This window comes from Rhizobium sp. BK379 (genome assembly GCF_014193955.1).
In the GTDB taxonomy this organism is placed as follows: Bacteria; Pseudomonadota; Alphaproteobacteria; order Rhizobiales; family Rhizobiaceae; genus Rhizobium.
In genome coordinates this window covers 324,301-343,201 of record NZ_JACIAD010000004.1, presented here as the reverse complement: position 1 = coordinate 343,201, position 18,901 = coordinate 324,301, and the positions used below count along the sequence as shown (strand labels likewise).

The window sequence follows — 18,901 nt, the reverse complement described above, 5'->3', positions numbered from 1 at the left end:
ATGGACATAGCCTTCATCGAAGACAAGAAGACGATCGCCGAGGACCTGCTCTGGTACAAGGACGCGATCATCTATCAACTGCACATCAAGTCCTTCTATGACGCCAATGGCGACGGCATCGGCGATTTCGAAGGCCTCTACCAGAAGCTCGACCATATTGCCGCGCTCGGCGTCACCGCAATCTGGCTTCTGCCCTTCTTTCCATCGCCGCGCCGCGACGACGGCTACGACATTGCCGACTATCGCAGCGTCAGCCCGGATTACGGCACCATCGAGGATTTCCGCAGGTTCGTCGCAGCCGCCCACGAGCGCAATATCAAGGTGATCATCGAGCTCGTCATCAACCACACGTCCGACCAGCATCCCTGGTTCCAGCGCGCCCGCCAGGCCCCTGCCGGTAGCCCCGAGCGCGATTTCTACGTCTGGTCCGACAATGACCAGAAGTTCCCGGAGACCCGTATCATCTTCCTCGACACCGAAAAGTCGAACTGGACCTTCGATGCCGTCGCCGGCGCCTATTACTGGCACCGCTTCTATTCCCACCAGCCCGATCTCAACTTCGACAATCCGAAGGTGATGGAGGAGCTCATCGACATCATGCGCTTCTGGCTGGAAACCGGCATTGACGGCTTCAGGCTCGATGCGATTCCCTATCTCGTCGAACGTGAGGGCACCAACAACGAGAACCTGCCGGAGACCCACGCGATCCTCAAGCAGATCCGTGCTGCCCTCGATGCCACCCATCCGGGCGTCATGCTGCTTGCCGAGGCCAATCAATGGCCGGAGGATACGCGCGAATATTTCGGTGACGGCGACGAATGCCACATGGCCTTCCACTTCCCGCTGATGCCGCGCATGTACATGGCCATCGCCAAGGAGGACCGTTTCCCGATCACCGACATCATGCGTCAGACGCCAGACATTCCCGACACCTGCCAATGGGCGATCTTCCTGAGAAACCATGACGAGCTGACGCTCGAAATGGTGACTGACGCCGAGCGCGACTATCTCTGGGAAACCTACGCCTCCGACAAGCGGGCGCGGATCAATCTCGGCATCCGCCGGCGCCTGGCGCCACTGATGGAGCGCGACCGGCGGCGCATCGAACTGATGAACGGCCTGCTCCTGTCGATGCCCGGCACGCCTGTCGTCTATTACGGCGACGAGATCGGCATGGGCGACAACATCTATCTTGGCGACCGGGACGGGGTGCGCACGCCCATGCAATGGTCGCCCGACCGCAATGGCGGCTTTTCGCGGGCAGACCCGGCCCGCCTCGTCCTGCCGCCGGTCGCCGATCCGCTCTACGGTTTCGAAGCGCTCAACGTCGAGGCCCAGGTCGCCGATGCCCATTCGCTGTTGAACTGGACACGGCGCATGCTGGCGCTTCGCGGCCGGCACAGCGCCTTCGGGCGCGGTTCGCTGCGCTTCCTGGCGCCAAGCAACCGCCGCATCCTTGCTTACCTGCGCGAGCACGGCGACGAGGTCCTATTGTGCGTTGCCAACCTGTCGCGCCTTCCCCAGGCCGTCGAACTCGATCTGTCGGCCTTCGAAGGCCGCATTCCGATCGAACTCACCGGCATGTCGCCCTTTCCGCCGATCGGCCAGCTCACTTATCTCCTGACCCTGCCGCCCTATGGCTTCTTCTGGTTCCAGCTCAACAAGGAAGCCGACGGTCCGGCGTGGCGCACGGCGCCGCCCGAGCAGCTGGCCGACTTCGTGACGGTCGTCGTGCGGCGCAGCCTGAGCGAACTCGTCGAACAGCCCCAGCATGCTTCCATGCTCAGCCGCGACATCCTGCCGGCCTACCTGTCGAAGCGGCGCTGGTTCGGCGCCAAGGATCAGCCGCTTCAGGAAGCCCGCCTGATATCTGCGACACCCATACCCTTTGCCGAAGGGGTCGTTCTTGGCGAGCTCGAGGCGGTCCTTCCCGACCATGTCGAAAGCTACCAGCTGCCGCTTGCCGCCGAATGGGACGACACGCCGCCGAACGTGCTCGGCCAGCAGCTGTCGCTTGCGCGCATCAGGCAGGGGCGCCGCGTCGGCTTCCTCACCGATGGTTTTGCCGTCGAGACAATGGCGCGCGGCATCCTGCGCGGCCTGCGCGACCGCTCGGTCGTCAGCGGCCGCACGGGCCAGATCGAGTTCATCGGCACCGACCAGCTCGACGGCCTGGCTCTATCCGACGACATGCCGATCCACTGGCTCTCGGCAGAGCAATCCAACAGCTCGCTGATCGTCGGCGACGCGGCGATGATCAAGCTTATCCGGCACATATTCATCGGCATTCATCCCGAAGTCGAAATGACCCGCTATCTGACGCAGCACGGCTATCAGCATACCGCGCCATTGCTGGGCGAGGTGGTACGCACCGATGGCGAGGGCCGGCGTTCGACCCTGATCATCGTCCAGGGCGCCATCCGCAACCAGGGGGACGCCTGGAACTGGATGCTTTCCAATCTCAGGCGTGTCGCCGATGAGATCGTCATGACGGAAGCCCCCGTCGAGGCCGCTGACGAGGAGCTGCAACCGCTGCTCAATTTCGTTTCCATGGTCGGGGAGCGTCTGGGCGAACTCCATGTCCTGCTTGCCCAGCCATCAGAAGACGAGGCCTTTTCACCGCGCCGGGCAGGTGCGGCAGATGTCGAAACCATTCGCAAATCCGTTACCGGCGAAATCGCCTATGCCTTCTCCAAGCTTGCCGATCTTGGCGCGGAGGTGGACGAGGGCATGGCGGCAAGGGTCGCATCGCTTCTTGAACAACAGGAGGCAATCGTCGCGCAGGCAGGCACGCTTGCCGAGGGAGCGAGGGGAACCTTGCTCACCCGCGCGCACGGCGATTTCCATCTCGGCCAGATCCTGGTGACGGAAGGCGACGCCGTCATCATCGATTTCGAAGGAGAACCTGCCCGCAATCTTGCCGAACGGCGGGCCAAGACCAGTCCGCTGCGCGATGCGGCCGGGCTCTTGCGTTCGCTCGATTACCTGACGGCGACCGCCATGCTCGAAAATGACGCGATCTCCGATCATCACGACACCCGCCGGCGCGAAGTCATCACCCGCTTCGGCGCGACAGCCGAAGAGGTCTTTCTCAAGGCCTATAGCGAGGCACTGTCGCTGTCTGCGGACCTGCCCAGCTCGGCCGGCGACATCAGGAAGGTCCTCGACATTTTCCTGCTTGAGAAGGCTGCCTACGAGATCGCCTACGAAGCGCGCAATCGTCCCAAATGGCTGCCGATCCCGCTGAACGGTTTTGCCAATATCCTGACCCGCCTCTCGGAGAGCCGCTCATGACGACAGACTTCGCCGACATCTTCTTCGGTGTGGAGCCGGATGCGGTCCAGGCCCTCATCGAGGGACGCCATGGCGATCCGTTTTCAATCCTTGGCCCGCATCGGTGCGCGGACGGCCGCTATAGTGTCCGGCTGTTCCTGCCCGGCGCGTCCTCCGTCGAGCTCGTTGCGCGCGAGACCGGTCTGCATCTGGCGTCTGCCGAGCTCGTCCATCCGGCCGGCCTGTTTGGCGCAATCGTCCCGGAGCCTTCTTCCTACGGTCTGCGGGTGCGCTGGCCCGACGCGGTCCAGCTGACCGACGACCCCTACAGGTTCGGCCCCTTGCTCGGCGACCTCGATCTCCACCTCGTCGGCGAAGGCACGCATTACAACCTGACACGCGCGCTCGGCGCCAATCCGATGACGATCGACGATATTGCAGGCGTGCGTTTTGCCGTATGGGCGCCGAATGCCAAGCGCGTCTCCGTGGTCGGCGACTTCAACAGCTGGGATGGTCGGCGCAATCCGATGCGATTGCGGCCCCAGGCCGGGGTCTGGGAAATCTTCATCCCGCATTTGACCGTCGGCGAGCGCTACAAGTTCGAAATCCTCGATCAGCACGGCAATCTTCTGCCTCAGAAGGCCGATCCGGTGGCAAGGGCGGCCGAGCCGGCACCATCGACGGCCTCCGTGGTCGCCTCCACCGATCCCTTCGACTGGTCCGACGCGGCCTGGATGGAGGGACGGCGCGCCGTCGACAAACAAGCCGAGGCGATCAGCGTCTACGAGGTGCATGCCGGCTCTTGGCTGCGTGACATGGGCGATGGCGCGCGCATGCTGAACTGGGTCGAGCTGTCGCAGCGGCTCGTTCCCTATGTGCGCGACATGGGCTTCACCCATATTGAGCTCCTGCCGATCATGGAGCACCCCTTCGGCGGGTCCTGGGGCTATCAACCACTTGGCCTGTTTGCGCCGACCGGCCGCCACGGCACCCCGGAAGATTTTGCCTATTTTGTCGACCGCTGCCATGGCGCCGGGATCGGCGTCATTCTCGACTGGGTCCCGGCGCATTTTCCGACCGACGCTTGGGGACTGGCACGGTTCGACGGAACCGCCCTTTACGAGCATGAAGATCCGCGCGAAGGTTTCCACCAGGACTGGAACACGCTGATCTACAATCTCGGCCGCAACGAGGTCAAAGGCTTCCTGATCGCGAGCGCCCTGGAGTGGCTCGAGCACTATCACATCGACGGACTGCGCGTGGATGCGGTCGCCTCCATGCTCTACCGCGACTATAGCCGGGCCGAGGGTCAATGGATTCCCAATCGTTACGGCGGGCGCGAAAACCTCGAGGCGATCGAGTTCTTCAAGCATCTCAACAGCATCGTGCACGAACGATTTCCGCATGCGCTGATGATAGCGGAGGAATCGACGGCCTTTCCAAACATTACCCGCTCGCCGGAGGAAGGCGGGCTCGGCTTCGACATGAAATGGAACATGGGCTGGATGCATGACACGCTTCATTACATGTCTGACGATCCCGTCTATCGCCAATATCACCATGGCTCGATGACATTCGGGATGATCTATGCCTATAGCGAGCATTTCATCCTTCCATTTTCCCACGACGAGGTCGTTCACGGCAAAGGATCGCTGCTCGCCAAGATGCCGGGCGACGCCTGGCAGAAAATGGCCAATCTGCGCGCGCTCTTCGGTTTCATGTGGGGCCATCCCGGCAAGAAGCTCATCTTCATGGGATGTGAGCTCGGCCAGATATCGGAATGGAGCCACGACGCGTCGGTAGAATGGGATCTGATCGATGACCCGATCCATGCCGGCCTGCAACGGCTGGTGCGCGACCTCAACCGCATCTACGGCCATTTCGCCTGCCTGCACTATGGCGACAGCGAGCCCTCCGGTTTCGAATGGGCCGTCGCCGACGACGCCCATAATTCGGTTCTTGCCATGCTGCGCTATGACCGCGAGCGCCGCCAGACAGCCCTCGTCGTGTCGAACTTCACGCCGGTTGCCCGCATGGATTACCGGATCGGCGTCCCCTTTGCCGGCCATTGGCGAAAGATCCTCGATACGGATGCATCGATCTATGCGGGCACCGGCACGGGCAGCGGCGACCGCCACAGCGAAGAGATCGGCGCACACGGGCGCAACCAGTCGGTCCGCCTTGATCTACCGGGACTGTCGACGATGATCTTTCTGCATGAGGAGACCCCCGGGGGCCAGGCGCCTGGTTGAACAGGCCCGGGAACACCGTCGTTGCGGCTGCGGGCCGCCTGAGGCATCGGGTTTTCCAGCGTTGACGCTTCAGCCTTGATGGGAAAGCCGATGCTGGATCTCTTCGGCATGCGGAACCAGAAGCTGCAACGATAGTTCAATGGGTACAATTGCCGAAGCTCGTCAGGCAGTGTGGGAGAGGCATATGGCGCCAAGTCAGACACAGATTTCGAACCGCATGTTGACCGCGCTCGAGCCGCAGGACTTCGCGCTCCTGGCCCCGCACCTGGAGCGGGTCGATCTGCCGGCGCAATTCTGCATCGCCGAGCCGCGCAAGAAGCTCGATCACGTCTATTTTCTCGAAACGGGTATCGGTGCGGTGATGACGGTCTCCGCCAACGGCCAGACCGCCGAAGCAGGAATGTTCGGCTGGGAGGGCTTCGTACCGACGGCCACCATCGTCGGTGACGACGAAGTTCCCTACAGGGTCGAGATCAACGTCGCCGGCTCCGGGTACCGGGTGCCGATCGAGGCGATGCGTCAGGCGACCATGCAGAGTACCTCTTTCCAGGTTCCGCTCATCAAATACATGCATGTCTTTGCCACGCAGGTTGCCTATACCGCACTCGCCAATATCCGCTATCTGCTCGATCAGCGCCTCGCGCGCTGGATCCTGATGTGTCACGATCGCCTTCGCAGCGACGAGATGGCGATCACCCATGACTATATTGCCTTGATGCTCGGAGCCCGCAGACCCGGCGTCACCACCTCGCTTCACGTCCTGGAAGGACATCGTCTGATCCGTTCGGTGCGCGGATCGATCGTCGTCCTCAACCGCGCCGGCCTCGAAAAATTCGCAGCCGGCTCCTACGGGGTTCCGGAGGAGGAATTCGAACGGCTCATCGGAGGCCGCTGAAGCAAGCAGACGACGGCATGAGCGCGCAGGAAGCAACAGACAGTATTTGATGGTGACGCATGCGATATTATTTCAACATTCGTGACGGCAAGGACCTGATCCTGGATCCCGACGGGAGTGATTGCGCCAGTCTGGCGATCGCCATCGAGGAGGCCAAGGCCCATGCGCGAGAACTCATGGCGGAACGCCTGAGGTCCGGCCAGGAGCTCGACGGGCAGGCTTTCGAGATCGTCGATGTCGCCGGCGCGCTGGCTGCCGTCGTTCGTTTCAAGGATGCCCTGCCGTCATGAGCTGCTATGCTGCCGCACGCGCAGCCGGCCCGAGCCAAATTGGATCATCCTGGCCTGCTTGCAATCCTTCGCGCACTGGCAAAGCAACAGCGACCTCCTAATTTCAGGCCGATGATGGACCAGCGCGCGCAGCAGACCAGGAATTTTGACTTCGACGGTTGGCGATTTGCCGCCGGCCTTGGCCGCGGCTTTGCCGGGGCATTGATCTTTGCCTTGCCGATGTTCATGACGATGGAAATGTGGGAGCTTGGCTTTTCCATGGATCGCGGCCGGCTGCTGCTCTTGCTGATCGTCAACATCCCGCTTCTGGTCCTCCTGTCGAACGAGGTAGGCTTCGAAGCCACCTACACATGGGGCGACGCTTTGCGCGATGCGGCAATCGCCTACGCGATCGGCATCGTCTCTTCTGCAACCATCCTTGCTGCAGTCGGCGTCCTGCAATTTGATCAACCCTTCATCGAGATCGTCGGAAAGATCGCCGTGCAGGCCGTCCCGGCCAGCATCGGCGCGCTGCTTGCCCGCAGCCAGCTGAACGGCGACAGCGACGAGGACGACGAGGACGACGAGGATCCGGTGCAAAATGGTCCGCGCGACTACGCGCGCGAGATGTTCCTGATGGCGATCGGGGCGCTGTTTCTCGGGCTGAATGTCGCCCCGACGGAGGAGATGATCCTGCTCTCCTACAAGATGACGCCATCGCATGTCCTTGCAGTCCTGGTCATGTCTCTGATCGTGATGCATGGCTTCGTCTATGCCGTCTCGTTCAAGGGCGGGCACGAGATCGGCGAGGATGTCGCCGCCTGGCATATGGTCATCCGTTTCACGTTGCCCGGATATGTCATCGCCCTTCTCGTCAGCGCCTACGCGCTGTGGACCTTCCAGCAGTTCGGCGATTCTTCCCCCTGGCCGGTGCTTGCGACCGTCATCGTCCTCGGCCTGCCCTGTTCCATTGGCGCGGCTGCCGCGCGGCTGATATTGTGAGGGTGCGTGTGAGCGATAAACCGAACAAGGCCAGAAACAGATCCCATCCCGTCGAATGGGTTGTCGGGTTGATGAGCACGGTGCTCGTCGCTGCCCTGATTGCGTCTGTGGCCTATCAGGCAGCCAGCTATTCAAGCCTGCCGCCCCGCCTGACCGTCAAAAGGATCGATGCTCCCACGGCAGACCACCAGGTGCGCTTCGAGATCAGGAACCATGCCGACAGGACAGCCGCCTCGGTCCTCGTCCATGGCGAGGCGAGGAAGCCCGACGGTAGCGTCGAAGTTGCCGAGACCACCTTCGACTATGTGCCAGGCCGCTCGCGCACCACAGGCGCCCTGATCTTTTCGACCGACGTCACCGATGCCGACGTGACGATCCGGCCGGCCGGCTACATGGATCCCTAAGAAGACGCCACAATGGCAGCAGAAAGGGTCCCACGTCCAAGATCCGCAATCGGGAGGAACCGGCGGGTTCACCGGTCGCGCTTCTTCAGGCCAGCGCTCGCGCCAGCGCCAGCTGCGCCGTGAACACCGTACCGTCGACACGCGCAATGGTAAAAGATCCACCCATTTCAGCAACCAAGGCCTTGATCAGCCGGCTGCCCATGCCCGATCTTGCAGCCGCCGGATCGTAGCCGATCCCGTCATCGGAAAGTTCGAAAAGCACCTTGTCGTCTGGCTGCCGCAGGAGGCGAATCCGGATCAGTGCCTGCTTCCTGCCGGCGAAAGCGTATTTCATGCTGTTTGTCAGCAACTCGTTCAGCAGAAGCGTAAAGGGCGTCGCCTTTTCGGCATCGATCTTGATATCGTCAAGTTCGAAGACGAGATCGACAGCTTGCTCGTGCAGCCCGACCAGCGTGCGCGAAAGGGTCGGGACGAGCTGGCGGGCGTTGACGCTGTCGAACTGATCGAACCGTACATCTGCTCGTGCACAGCCGCCATGGCGAGGATCCTGTCGTTCAACCTCTGGACGGTTTCAGGCTTCAGCCCCTGCAGTCGTACGAGCCCCATCACGGTCTGCAGGTTGTTCTTCACGCGGTGGTGGATCTCGCGCATCAGGACCTGGTTCGTTCGCAGCGCTTCGGCAAGCTCGGCCGTATGGCGGGCATCCGTGCGCGCGAGCGTAAGGATTTTCAGTCCCGCAGCAACAGTCGCGGCCGATACGAGCGCCGTAACGAGGAGCGCGATCGCGCATCGTTCCAGAACGGTTTCAGGATCAGGCCGATATCGGCCGAAGCGATCGCGACGAAGGGCGTACGCTCGACGATGCGATAGGCCACCAGGCGCTTGACCTGGTCGACCGGCGAAGTCGATAAATAGGAGCCCGACGTCGCCTTTCGCATGTAGTTTGTAAACAGCACATAGTTGCCGAGATCGACCATGTCCGGCGGCTCGGGGTGACGCGCGATCAGCTTGCCGTCACGCCGGAAGAAACTGACGGTCGAGCCGGGGCCAAGCGGCGAGGCGTCCCAGATGGAACGCAGCATGCCGATGTCGAAGGCAAGCACCGCCACGCCCAGAAACCTGTGATCACGCTCGATGCGGGCGGCCGAAAGAAATATGCGTCGTCCGGTATTGCCCATCTGCGTCATTGCCGACGTATAGGCGTCCGCCCCGTTGGCGAGCCGGCGGAAATAGGTCTGATCGAGGATATCGGCAGGCGACCCCTCTCGGTCGGTCGAATAGATGAGCGTGCCGTCGGCGGCAATCACATAGGCGGTGGCGTTCGTCGGAAGTGCTGCAGTCGCCTGGTTCAGCCGCCTCGACAGGTCGCGATCGTCGGGGTCGATCGCCGAGCCGAAGGCATTGTCCATGCGATCGAGGGTCTGACGCGCCAAAGAGTTAATCCAGACTGCGTTTGCCGCGACGATCTTTGCAGTCGCAACGACCTGTTCCTCGCCGCGCCGGACCGCGGAGGAATAGCTCGAATGCAGCCAAACAGCCAAAACGACGCAAAAGGCGGCAAACAGGCACACGATTGCGGCGATGGCAGCCCTGCCGACAATCGTAAAGCCTCTGGTCAGGTCCATGCGACCCTCATGATCCGACACAATCGGACTGTCGGATAGCAGGCTATCGGTGTCAAGGATCAGTACGGTAGGAGTCCTTCGGGCACGCTCGGCGCTCAGGGCGCTGCAAGGCAGGGCAAGCTCCCCACCGCGTCCCGACAGTCGGCGCTTGCGGGCAGGGCGCTGTGGCTTGCGGAACAAATCGACCGCACGAACCATTTGCGTCTCCAGCACAAGGGAGAAACGGATGATCAACGATCTCTGGTACAAGAACGCGGTCGTCTATTGCCTGTCAGTCGAGACATTCATGGATGGAAACGGCGACGGCGTCGGTGACTTCCAGGGACTTGCCAGGCGACTCGACTATCTCGCCGGCCTCGGTATCACCGCGATCTGGCTGATGCCGTTCCAGACGTCTCCCGGCAGGGACGACGGTTATGACGTTTCGGATTATTACAATGTCGATCCCCGCTACGGCACGCTCGGCGACTTCGTCGAATTCACCCATGGGGCCAAGCAGCGCGGCATCCGCGTTCTGATCGATCTTGTCGTCAACCACACCTCCGACCAACACCCCTGGTTTCAGGAGGCGCGAAAGGACGAGCAGTCGATCTACCGCGACTGGTATGTCTGGTCGAAAGAAAAGCCCGACAACGCCGATCAGGGAATGGTCTTTCCAGGCGTTCAGAAAACCACCTGGACCCGCGACACAGTCGCCGGTCAATATTACTTCCACCGCTTCTACGATTTCCAGCCGGACCTCAATACCTCAAATCCCCATGTGCAGGCCGAGATCCTGAAGATCATGGGCTTCTGGATCCAGCTCGGTGTCTCCGGCTTCCGGATGGACGCCGTTCCTTTCGTGATCGCCGAAAAGGGCGCCGGCCTGAAGAAGCCGCGCGAACAGTTCAACATGCTGCGCACCTTCCGCGAATTCCTGCAATGGCGCCAGGGCGACGCCATCATCCTTGCAGAGGCCAACGTGCTGCCGAAGACGGATCTCGACTATTTCGGCGAGGACGGCGACCGGATGCACATGATGTTCAACTTCCAAGTCAATCAGACATTGTTTTACGCGCTTGCAAGCAGCGACTGTGCGCCACTTGCAAAGGCGCTCGAGGCGACCCGCATGCGCCCGCAATCGGCACAATGGGGCCAGTTCTTGAGGAACCATGACGAGCTCGATCTCGGCCGCTTGAGCGAGACCCAGCGCAAGCTCGTCTTTGCCGCCTTCGGACCCGAAAAGACCATGCAACTTTACGATCGCGGCATCAGACGGCGGTTCGCGCCGATGCTCGACGGCAACCGAGACCGTCTGCGCATGGCCTACTCGCTGATGTTTTCGCTGCCGGGCACGCCGGTGCTGCGCTACGGCGACGAGATCGGCATGGGCGACGATCTGTCCCTGCCCGAACGCAATTGCGCCCGCACACCGATGCAATGGTCGACGGAACCGCAGGCCGGCTTCACCAAGAGCGAAAAGCCGATCCTGCCGGTCATCTCGGGCGGCCCCTACGGGTATGAGCATATCAATGTCGCCGACCAGCGCAGGAGCCCGCAATCCATGCTGAACTGGATGGAGCGCCTGATCAGGATGCGCAAGGAAGCTCCAGAAGTCGGGTGGGGAGACTATAGCGTCCTTGACGTTGAAGAGAGCGGCATCCTTGCCATCCGCTACGACTGGCGCAACAACGCAGTCCTCATCGTCCATAACCTCAACGAAAACCCGGTCGAGGTCACGATCGATCCCGGCCTTAAGGACGGTGGTGACCTCTTGATCGACATTGCCGATGGCACCGACAGCCGGGCAGACGCGGCCGGTCGCCACTGCCTCTATCTTGATGGATACGCCTACAAATGGTTTCGCGTCGGCGGCCTCGATTACCTGCTCAAGCGCACGGAGGTCTAGAGGAATGGCAGGGCCGGTCCTCACAGGTTCACGCCCGTGGACACTTTGCCGGCGCCGCTATTATCCGACGCTTGACTTTCATTCGCAGACAAACAGTTAAAGGCCGCACGGCATTATTGAGGTACGTATGACGTTAAGAGCAAATTCCGAAACACGCGTGCTGCTCGTCGAGGATGATCTTCTTCTGGCAATGGACATGGAAGATTTCCTTGTCGATCAGGGCTATCAGGTCGTCGGTCCGTTTGGCCGACTGGCGCAGGCCCTCCAGGCGCTCTCAGGACAGCCTGTCGATCTTGCGATCGTCGATCTCAACCTTGCGGGCGAGCTATCCTTTCCGCTCATCGACACCCTCAGGCGCCGGGAAACACCTATCATCGTCTGCAGCGGTTATGCCGAACTGCCGGAGATCCGCTCCAAACTCGCCGACCTGCCCCTCATCGCAAAACCATGGTCGCCACAGGCGCTGACCAGACGCATCGACGAGGCGCTGAACACGCGCATGACCGAAAGAGGCTAGAGCGGAAAGCTGATGGAGCAGGTGAGCCCGTCGGCCAGATAGTGCAGATCGACTGCCCCTTCCAGCTCATATTGTACGGAGCGTTCGATCAGCGCCGTTCCAAAACCGGCTGCCTCAGGCGGGACCACGATCGGACCGTTGCTTTCCCGCCACTCGATGTCGACCACATCGACCCCGGCGTGATCGGTATGCTGGCGCCATTTCAGGCGCACTTGACCGGCATCGTTCGATAGCGCCCCATGCTTGCTGGCATTCGTCACGAGCTCGTTCAGCACCATGCTGACGGCAAGGGCGCTCTTCGGGCCTAGCGTGACGTCCTGGCTGCCGCCGAGGTCGAAACGAGCGTTGCGGTCATGAGCAGCAACGATGCGCTCGACAATATCGGCAAGGCGTGCCTCTTCCCAATTCGACTGGAAAAGAAGTGCGTGCGCCTGGGCCATGGCATCAAGCCGTTGCAACAAGCTGTCGGCATAATCGTCGACGGAGAGGCGCCCGCGGGCCGTTCGCCGCACGATCGACATGACCATCGCCATCGTGTTCTTCACCCGATGGCTAAGTTCGCGTACAAGGATCTCGCGCTGCTCCTCGGCATGGCGCCGGTCGCGCCGCTCGCGCGCTTCTGCAAGGGCCCTGGAGACGGCGGCGGGCAGGCGGATCAGGCGCTGCTTGAGGACATAATCGGTCGCTCCCCGCCGGAAGGATTCGATTGCGGCCTCCTCGCCCAAAACCCCCGACACGAAGATGAATGGCACGTCGGGACAGGCCTTGCTGGCGATATCGAGGGCCGACATGCCGTCAAAATCGGGCAAGGAAAAGTCTGCCAGAATAATATCGAAACCACCTTGCGACACCGCTGCAATGAAATCTGCCCGGCGTGCGGCGCGTATGATCTGCGGCTCGGGCTGCATGGTGCGCAGCTGCTCAGCGACAAGCTCGGCGTCAAGCGGGCTGTCTTCCAGAAGAAGAACTGTGGGCGTAAGGGATATCAATTCAGCTGTAGCCATTTCCACGATGTCCAGGAGGTGGTTCGTTCAGCAACGCCCAGAAGACGCCGAGGTCCTGAATTGCCTTGAAGAACTCGTTGAATTCCACGGGCTTGACGACAAAGGCATTGACCCCGAGCTCATAGCTCCTCACGAGATCCTGTTCCTCGCGAGAAGATGTCAGCATGACGATCGGGACGTGGCGCAGGCCTTCGGCCCGCTTGACTTTGGCAAGCACTTCCAGGCCGTCTATCTTCGGCAGCTTGAGGTCGAGCAGGACGACGGCCGGATCGCCGCTTTCGCGTCCGGCATGCGGCCCGGTGGCAAACAGGTAGTCGACGGCTTCAGCGCCATCTCTTGCCACGATGATCTCGTTGGCGAGCTGGCATTTTTCAAGGGCGGCCAGGGTCAGTTCGAGATCGCGGGGGCTGTCTTCGACCAGGAGGATCGGACGCAATTCAGGCAAGGATGTCATCCTTTTGTTTTTCGAGCGGCAGAGCAAATGAGAAGCTGGCACCTTTGTCAACCTCGCCGGATGCCGACACCGTGCCGTCATGACGTTCGATGATCCGTCTGACAAGCGCCAGTCCTATCCCGGTGCCCTCGAAATCTTCTGCGCGCTGCAGTCGCTGAAAAACACCGAACACCTTGGAGACATATTGCATGTCAAAGCCAACCCCATTGTCAGAGACGCTATAGACCGTCTGGTCGGAGAAAGATTGGCCGCCCACGACAATTTCAGCGCGTCTGCGCGGGCGCGTGTATTTGACGGCATTTTCGAGCAGGTTATACCAGACCTGGCGCAGAAGCGTCGCATCGCCGAAGCCTGGCGGCAGGTCGGCCACCTGGATGTCGATGTCGCGTCCTTCCTGTTCGGCCTTCAGGCTGCGAAGAACTTCAAGGACCAGCTTGTTCATGTCGACGGGTTTCTTGGAGAGGGCGGTTCGCCCAAGCTGGGAAAAATTCAGGAGATCGTCGACGAGCTTGCCCGCCGCAACGGCCGCGTCCGAGATGGTCTGGAGGTAATGCAGCGATTTTTCGTCAAGCGTCGTTTCGCGGCTGCGCAAGAGTTCGGCAAAACCGACGATATGGCGAAACGGCGCCCTCAGATCATGTGAGACCGAATAGGAAAAGGCCTCGAGCTCCTTGTTGGAGCGCTGCAATTCGCCCGTCAACTGCGCAAGTTCCTCAGCCTTGCGAAGCACGATGCCGACGATGGCGCCGCGCAGGTTGCGGGCAGCGCCGATCTGACTTTGCGTCCATGGCGCTGACTGGTCGCGGACCTGCTCGCGCCATGTATCGAAGGACTTGCGGGGATGGATGCGCCCTGCCTCACGCACCAGCTTGTGAGGATCACCGCCCCATTTTACGGTCCTGACGATTTCCGGGCGGAACCAGACCAGCCAATTCGAATGAAGACCCGACAGACTGATTGCCAGCATGCCGGCGGCCGCGATCGGAGAGGACAGATCTTGCGGAAGATCGGCGGCAAGGCAGCTCGAATGAAAAAACTCCTCGCCGCGCGACTTCAGCCAGTCGGTGATTTCGGCAATGTGAGCACGCTCCGGCACGCGGCCTGCCGTGACGATCTGATCGTCCGTGCGGATGGCAGCGCCCTCGGCGCCCACCAGCTGCAGGAGATCGTCCTGCGCAGCCAGCAAGTCGACGTGCCAGCTTTGTGCCTGGCTCATTCGGGTCAGCAGGCGTGAGTGGACCTCTGCGAGCTCGACACTTTCGGCTGCTGCTTCGGCCCGTTCCAGGGCGCTTATGCGCATCGCAAGTGACTGTACGACGAAATCGCAGGCATCGCGGACGGAAATTGAAACGCCATGAGGCGCAGCGCTGTGACAGGAGACGAGGCCCCAAAGCGCGCCGTCGACGATCACCGAGACCGACATCGAGGCGGCCGTTCCCATATTGCGCATATATTCGAGGTGGACGGGCGAGACGCTGCGCAATTGCGACAGCGACAGGTCGAGGTGGGCACGTGGCTGCTGTCCGTCGGCGCGAACAATCGGAACCGGCTGATAGGATGCATCCGGGATCATGCGCACTCGGTTGATCGTGTAGAGGTGGCGCGCCTGTGCGGGGATGTCGCCACTGGGAAAGCGCAGATCGAGATAGGAGGGAAGCCCGCCATTGTTGGCCTCGGCCACGACATGTCCGTTCCACTCGGCGTCGAAGCGGTAGACAAGGACACGATCGAAGCCGGTCAGCTCGGCCACGAAGGTCGCGCAGGCTTGCAAGCTGCCGACAATGTCGGTCTCGCCCGAAAGCAATTGCGCAAAGGAGCCGAGACGGGAAACGAGACTGTCGGCTCCGCTCCTCTCGATCCTTTCGAACTCGACGATGAAAACGGCGTCGGATCGGTGGGCAATGGCGACGAGTGCCTGCTCTTCCAGCCTGACCTGCAGTGACGGGCTGCGCTCCGGGCTCCAGGCGGCGAGCGCGCTGTCGAGATCTGGCAGGCTAGCGGCAAGGACCCCGTCTGCCGCCAGGTCCAGGCCGGTAAAGGACAGCAAATTCTGGCTCGCCTGAAGGACGGCACGAGTGTGCATGTCGAGGACGAGCAGGGCGCCGTGCGGCTGAATTGCCCCCGGAATATGGATCGGCTCGCTCGCGCAGCTATCGAGGTCCGCAGCCGAAGCCGTCAAGACATGCATCTGTTCAAGTCCTTTCGCGTAGCGCTATCTGCCGCTGCGTAAAGATAGGCGCGGGCGCGGGCCTGTAAACTGCAAAAACCGACGTTCTTTCGACATGAGGCGATTGGAACAAATCGCGCTTTCGCACGATTGCGCCTCAACAGTGCAATGCACGTTGCGCGCAGGCCCGAAACCGCAGCCTCCGACCATTGCCGGAGCCTGCCGATTGCCGGCAGGCCGATCGCGGAAGATGGAGAAACGATCATGGAAATCCAGCGGCCCACCTCTTCCAGAGCCGTGATCAGTTTGATGGCGATTGCCGGCCTTGCGCTGGCACTTGCAGGATCGAAAGGAAAGTCGCCACCGAACGCGACGCCGCCATCCGATGACGAACGGGGCCGGAGCGCGCAGGTCCCGGAAGAGATCCCGGTGCGCGGCCTGCGCGACGTATTCTGGCGCCTTGTCGAGGAGGTCAGTGATGACAGGGTGATGTTGATTGCGGCGGGCGTGACCTTCTATCTGTTGCTCGCCCTGTTCCCGGCTCTCGCCGCGCTCGTCTCCCTTTATGGGCTCATCGCCGATCCGATGACGATTGCCGACCACCTGGCAAAGCTCTCCATCCTGCTGCCGCCAGGCGCCTTCGATATCGTTGCCGAGCAGATCCGCGCGCTCGCCGGGCGTCGGGAGGAGAGCCTTGGCATCACCTTCTTCGTCGGTCTGGCCTTCGCACTCTGGAGCACCCATAGCGGCACACTTGCCCTTTTTGATGCAATGAATGTCGCCTATGAGGAAAAGGAACGCCGCGGTTTCATCCGCCTCAACCTGATCGGCCTCGTCTTTACTCTTTGCGCTGTCGTCGGCGCGATCGCGGTTTTAGGTCTCGTCGCAGCCATACCGGTTATCCTGTCGTCCGTCTGGCTCGACGCCTATAAGGAAAACCTGGCTTTGATCGGCCGCTGGCCACTGCTGCTCATCATCGTCGCCGGCGCAGTGATGACGATCTATCGCTTTGCCCCGAGCCGGGAGCCGGCAAAGCTGCGCTGGCTCACCTGGGGGGCGGCGCTGACGACGATCGCCTGCTCGGCCATGTCGCTCGGTTTTGGCTTCTATCTCGAGCATTTCGCCAATTATAATGCCACATACGGCGCGCTTGGCGCGTTGATCGGCCTGTTGGTCTGGATCTGGCTGTCCGTGACGATCCTGATCGTCGGCGCCGAGCTCAATGCCGAGCTCGAGCATCAAACAAGGAAGGATACGACGACCGGTGCGCCCGAGCCGATGGGTGCACGCGGTGCCTATGTCGCCGACACACTCGGGCGCGCGGTCGACTGAAACGACCGACATTCCAACGCTTTGGTACGCTGGAGTACAAAGCCGGTCATTTGCCATTCGTGCCTCATTGCGATATTCGATCCCTTTAAGGCCTACGATGGCCAGGAACGGGATCAACTACGCCATGTCCGAGCCGAAAGGCATCTCCAAATCATTGACCGGGATCGTTGGTTTCGACGATTTGACGCTTGGCGGGCTGCCAAGCGGGCGCCCCACGCTCGTCTGCGGCACCGCCGGTTGCGGCAAGACGCTCTTTGCCTCCACGTTCCTTTTGAACGGCGCACGCGATCACGACGAGCCCGGGGTCTTCGTCACCTTCGAGGAGCGCCCCATCGATATCGTCAACAATGTCGCCTCACTCGGTTTCGACGTGCAGGGGCTGATCGACGAGGGAAAGCTTTATATCGAGCACATCGCCATCGATCCCTCCGAACTGGAGGAAATCGGCGACTACGACCTTGAGGGCCTCTTCCTGCGGCTGGAACTTGCCATTGACCAGGTCGGAGCCAAGCGGATTGTGCTCGACACGATCGAAAGCCTGTTTTCGGCCTTCACCAATCCTGCCATTCTTCGCGCCGAAATCCGCCGCCTGTTCGACTGGCTGAAGGACAAGGGACTGACGACGATCATCACCGGCGAGCGCGGCGATGGGTCCCTGACGCGTCAGGGCCTGGAGGAATATGTTTCCGACTGCGTCATCCTGCTCGACCATCGCGTCCACAACCAGATCTCGACGCGCCGGCTGCGGATCGTCAAATATCGCGGCACGGCCCACGGCACGAACGAGGTTCCCTTCCTGATCGACCAGGATGGATTTTCCGTCCTGCCGGTCAGCACGCTCGGCCTTTCCCATAAGGTCTCCGAGGAGCGCATTTCCTCCGGGATCGCGACCCTCGACGAAATGTTGTCCGGCGGCGGATTTCATCGCGGCACGAGCATCCTGATCAGCGGTGTGGCCGGGTCCGGCAAGAGCTCGGTTTCCGCAAGCTTCTGCGCTGCGGCCTGCGCCGCCGGCGAACGCGCGCTCTATTTCTCCTTCGAGGAATCGCTCGACCAGACCGTGCGCAACATGCGTTCGATCGGCACTGATCTCAGGAAATGGGTCGATGCGAAATCGTTGCATTATGTCGCGGTCCGCCCGACCTTCTACAGTCTGGAAATGCATCTGGCGGTGATGCTTCGCGAGATAGCCCGCTTCAATCCTTCCCTCGTCGTTCTCGATCCGATCTCGGCCTTCATGGGCAGCGGTGACGTTCTCGAGGTCCAGTCCATGCTGTTGCGCATGGTGGATTTTCTGAAATCGCGCGGAACGACTGCCGTCTTTACCCATCTGATGCATTCGCAGGATGGGACGACGGAGACCGACGCAGGCCTTTCTTCGCTGATGGATGCCTGGATCCTGCTTCTCAATCGGGAGATTGGCGGTGAGTTCAATCGGGAACTCTACCTCCTGAAGGCCCGCGGCACCGCCCATTCCAACCAGGTGCGCGAATTCGTCATGTCCAAAGATGGAATTCGATTGCTCGCGCCATATATCGGCGATGGGCGGGCCTTGACCGGCACTCTCAGACAGTCGGAGGAAGCCAAAGCCCGACGCTCGGAGGTCGAGCGGAAGGCCGAGGTGGCACGGCGGGCCGAACTGCTCAAGCAGAAGCGCAGGAAGGTCATGGCGCAGATCGAAGCGCTGCAGGCCGAACTGGAGTCGGACGAGGCCGAGCTGACCACTGTCCAGGACGCGGAAGCGGCCTATTTGAATCAGGCGGCCTCTGATCGGGCGGCCATGGAGAAAAGCCGCCGTTCGGCGCAATGACGATGGGTG

The 18,901-nt window shown here is 61.4% G+C and carries 16 protein-coding genes; 10 read left to right on the top strand and 6 right to left on the bottom strand.

What is annotated here, in order from left to right:
- The 6 genes from treS to FHT93_RS20505 all read left to right on the top strand — a co-directional run bounded on the left by treS (window position 1) and on the right by FHT93_RS20505 (window position 8,095).
- Window positions 1-3,294, top strand: a complete 3,294-nt coding sequence (treS, locus tag FHT93_RS20530; protein WP_112543727.1) for a maltose alpha-D-glucosyltransferase — start codon at window positions 1-3, stop codon at window positions 3,292-3,294.
- Entirely contained in the window at window positions 3,291-5,525 is a 2,235-nt protein-coding gene (glgB, locus tag FHT93_RS20525) for a 1,4-alpha-glucan branching protein GlgB (protein ID WP_183849141.1), read from the top strand. Before treS ends, glgB begins: the two co-directional genes overlap by 4 nt.
- Window positions 5,526-5,709: 184 nt before the next feature.
- Entirely contained in the window at window positions 5,710-6,420 is a 711-nt protein-coding gene (locus FHT93_RS20520; protein WP_112543729.1) for a Crp/Fnr family transcriptional regulator, read from the top strand.
- Window positions 6,421-6,479: 59 nt separating this feature from the next.
- Complete coding sequence (locus FHT93_RS20515; protein WP_112543730.1) at window positions 6,480-6,710, top strand: hypothetical protein; 231 nt, start codon at window positions 6,480-6,482, stop codon at window positions 6,708-6,710.
- A gap of 114 nt (window positions 6,711-6,824) precedes the next feature.
- Window positions 6,825-7,691, top strand: coding sequence for a TIGR02587 family membrane protein (locus tag FHT93_RS20510; protein WP_246781696.1), 867 nt, complete (start codon window positions 6,825-6,827; stop codon window positions 7,689-7,691).
- 8 nt (window positions 7,692-7,699) lie between these two features.
- Entirely contained in the window at window positions 7,700-8,095 is a 396-nt protein-coding gene (locus tag FHT93_RS20505) for a hypothetical protein (RefSeq protein WP_112543731.1), read from the top strand.
- An 85-nt stretch (window positions 8,096-8,180) separates the two neighbouring features.
- Here the strand turns inward: FHT93_RS20505 and FHT93_RS35615 are convergent, their stop codons facing one another.
- From FHT93_RS35615 to FHT93_RS35605, 3 genes are all read right to left on the bottom strand, one after another.
- Window positions 8,181-8,444 carry an ATP-binding protein gene (locus FHT93_RS35615; RefSeq protein WP_348649791.1) on the bottom strand — a complete coding sequence of 88 codons (264 nt, stop codon included), beginning with the start codon at window positions 8,442-8,444 and terminating at the stop codon, window positions 8,181-8,183.
- A gap of 5 nt (window positions 8,445-8,449) precedes the next feature.
- On the bottom strand, window positions 8,450-8,701 hold the full coding sequence (locus FHT93_RS35610) for a hypothetical protein (protein WP_246781695.1): 252 nt from the start codon (window positions 8,699-8,701) through the stop codon (window positions 8,450-8,452).
- Window positions 8,702-8,823: 122 nt separating this feature from the next.
- Window positions 8,824-9,720 (bottom strand): cache domain-containing protein, encoded by an 897-nt coding sequence (locus FHT93_RS35605; RefSeq protein WP_246781664.1) that lies wholly within the window; start codon window positions 9,718-9,720, stop codon window positions 8,824-8,826.
- A gap of 226 nt (window positions 9,721-9,946) precedes the next feature.
- Between FHT93_RS35605 and FHT93_RS20495 the strand changes: the two genes are divergently transcribed.
- On the top strand, window positions 9,947-11,608 hold the full coding sequence (locus tag FHT93_RS20495) for an alpha-amylase family protein (protein ID WP_112543732.1): 1,662 nt from the start codon (window positions 9,947-9,949) through the stop codon (window positions 11,606-11,608).
- A gap of 127 nt (window positions 11,609-11,735) precedes the next feature.
- Window positions 11,736-12,125: a response regulator gene (locus FHT93_RS20490; protein WP_112543733.1), complete on the top strand. Its 390-nt coding sequence runs from the start codon at window positions 11,736-11,738 to the stop codon at window positions 12,123-12,125.
- Here FHT93_RS20490 and FHT93_RS20485 read toward each other — a convergent pair.
- From FHT93_RS20485 to FHT93_RS20475, 3 genes are read right to left on the bottom strand one after another with little or no spacing between them, the layout of a single operon-like run.
- Window positions 12,122-13,129, bottom strand: a complete 1,008-nt coding sequence (locus tag FHT93_RS20485) for an HWE histidine kinase domain-containing protein (protein WP_112543734.1) — start codon at window positions 13,127-13,129, stop codon at window positions 12,122-12,124. The two genes, FHT93_RS20490 and FHT93_RS20485, sit on opposite strands and share 4 nt — an antisense overlap.
- Complete coding sequence (locus FHT93_RS20480; protein ID WP_112543826.1) at window positions 13,116-13,574, bottom strand: response regulator; 459 nt, start codon at window positions 13,572-13,574, stop codon at window positions 13,116-13,118. The genes FHT93_RS20485 and FHT93_RS20480 overlap by 14 nt, the downstream gene beginning before the upstream one ends.
- The gene (locus FHT93_RS20475; RefSeq protein ID WP_112971360.1) at window positions 13,567-15,771 is read right to left on the bottom strand and encodes an ATP-binding protein; all 2,205 of its coding nucleotides are present in this window, start codon (window positions 15,769-15,771) and stop codon (window positions 13,567-13,569) included. Before FHT93_RS20475 ends, FHT93_RS20480 begins: the two co-directional genes overlap by 8 nt.
- 288 nt (window positions 15,772-16,059) lie before the next feature.
- On the opposite strand from FHT93_RS20475, the gene FHT93_RS20470 reads away from it, so the two are divergent.
- Entirely contained in the window at window positions 16,060-17,082 is a 1,023-nt protein-coding gene (locus tag FHT93_RS20470; protein WP_246781694.1) for a YihY/virulence factor BrkB family protein, read from the top strand.
- Between the two features lie 97 nt (window positions 17,083-17,179).
- Entirely contained in the window at window positions 17,180-18,892 is a 1,713-nt protein-coding gene (kaiC, locus tag FHT93_RS20465) for a circadian clock protein KaiC (protein ID WP_246715664.1), read from the top strand.
- Window positions 18,893-18,901 lie beyond the last annotated feature (9 nt).

Coding starts and splice junctions, on each gene's coding strand:
- treS (WP_112543727.1), top strand. CDS start 1: ATGGACATAGCCTTCATCGAAGACAAGAAGACGATCGCCGAGGACCTG.
- glgB (WP_183849141.1), top strand. CDS start 3,291: ATGACGACAGACTTCGCCGACATCTTCTTCGGTGTGGAGCCGGATGCG.
- FHT93_RS20520 (WP_112543729.1), top strand. CDS start 5,710: ATGGCGCCAAGTCAGACACAGATTTCGAACCGCATGTTGACCGCGCTC.
- FHT93_RS20515 (WP_112543730.1), top strand. CDS start 6,480: ATGCGATATTATTTCAACATTCGTGACGGCAAGGACCTGATCCTGGAT.
- FHT93_RS20510 (WP_246781696.1), top strand. CDS start 6,825: ATGGACCAGCGCGCGCAGCAGACCAGGAATTTTGACTTCGACGGTTGG.
- FHT93_RS35610 (WP_246781695.1), bottom strand. CDS start 8,701: ATGGGGCTCGTACGACTGCAGGGGCTGAAGCCTGAAACCGTCCAGAGG.
- FHT93_RS35605 (WP_246781664.1), bottom strand. CDS start 9,720: ATGGACCTGACCAGAGGCTTTACGATTGTCGGCAGGGCTGCCATCGCC.
- FHT93_RS20495 (WP_112543732.1), top strand. CDS start 9,947: ATGATCAACGATCTCTGGTACAAGAACGCGGTCGTCTATTGCCTGTCA.
- FHT93_RS20490 (WP_112543733.1), top strand. CDS start 11,736: ATGACGTTAAGAGCAAATTCCGAAACACGCGTGCTGCTCGTCGAGGAT.
- FHT93_RS20485 (WP_112543734.1), bottom strand. CDS start 13,129: ATGGCTACAGCTGAATTGATATCCCTTACGCCCACAGTTCTTCTTCTG.
- FHT93_RS20475 (WP_112971360.1), bottom strand. CDS start 15,771: ATGCATGTCTTGACGGCTTCGGCTGCGGACCTCGATAGCTGCGCGAGC.
- FHT93_RS20470 (WP_246781694.1), top strand. CDS start 16,060: ATGGCGATTGCCGGCCTTGCGCTGGCACTTGCAGGATCGAAAGGAAAG.
- kaiC (WP_246715664.1), top strand. CDS start 17,180: ATGGCCAGGAACGGGATCAACTACGCCATGTCCGAGCCGAAAGGCATC.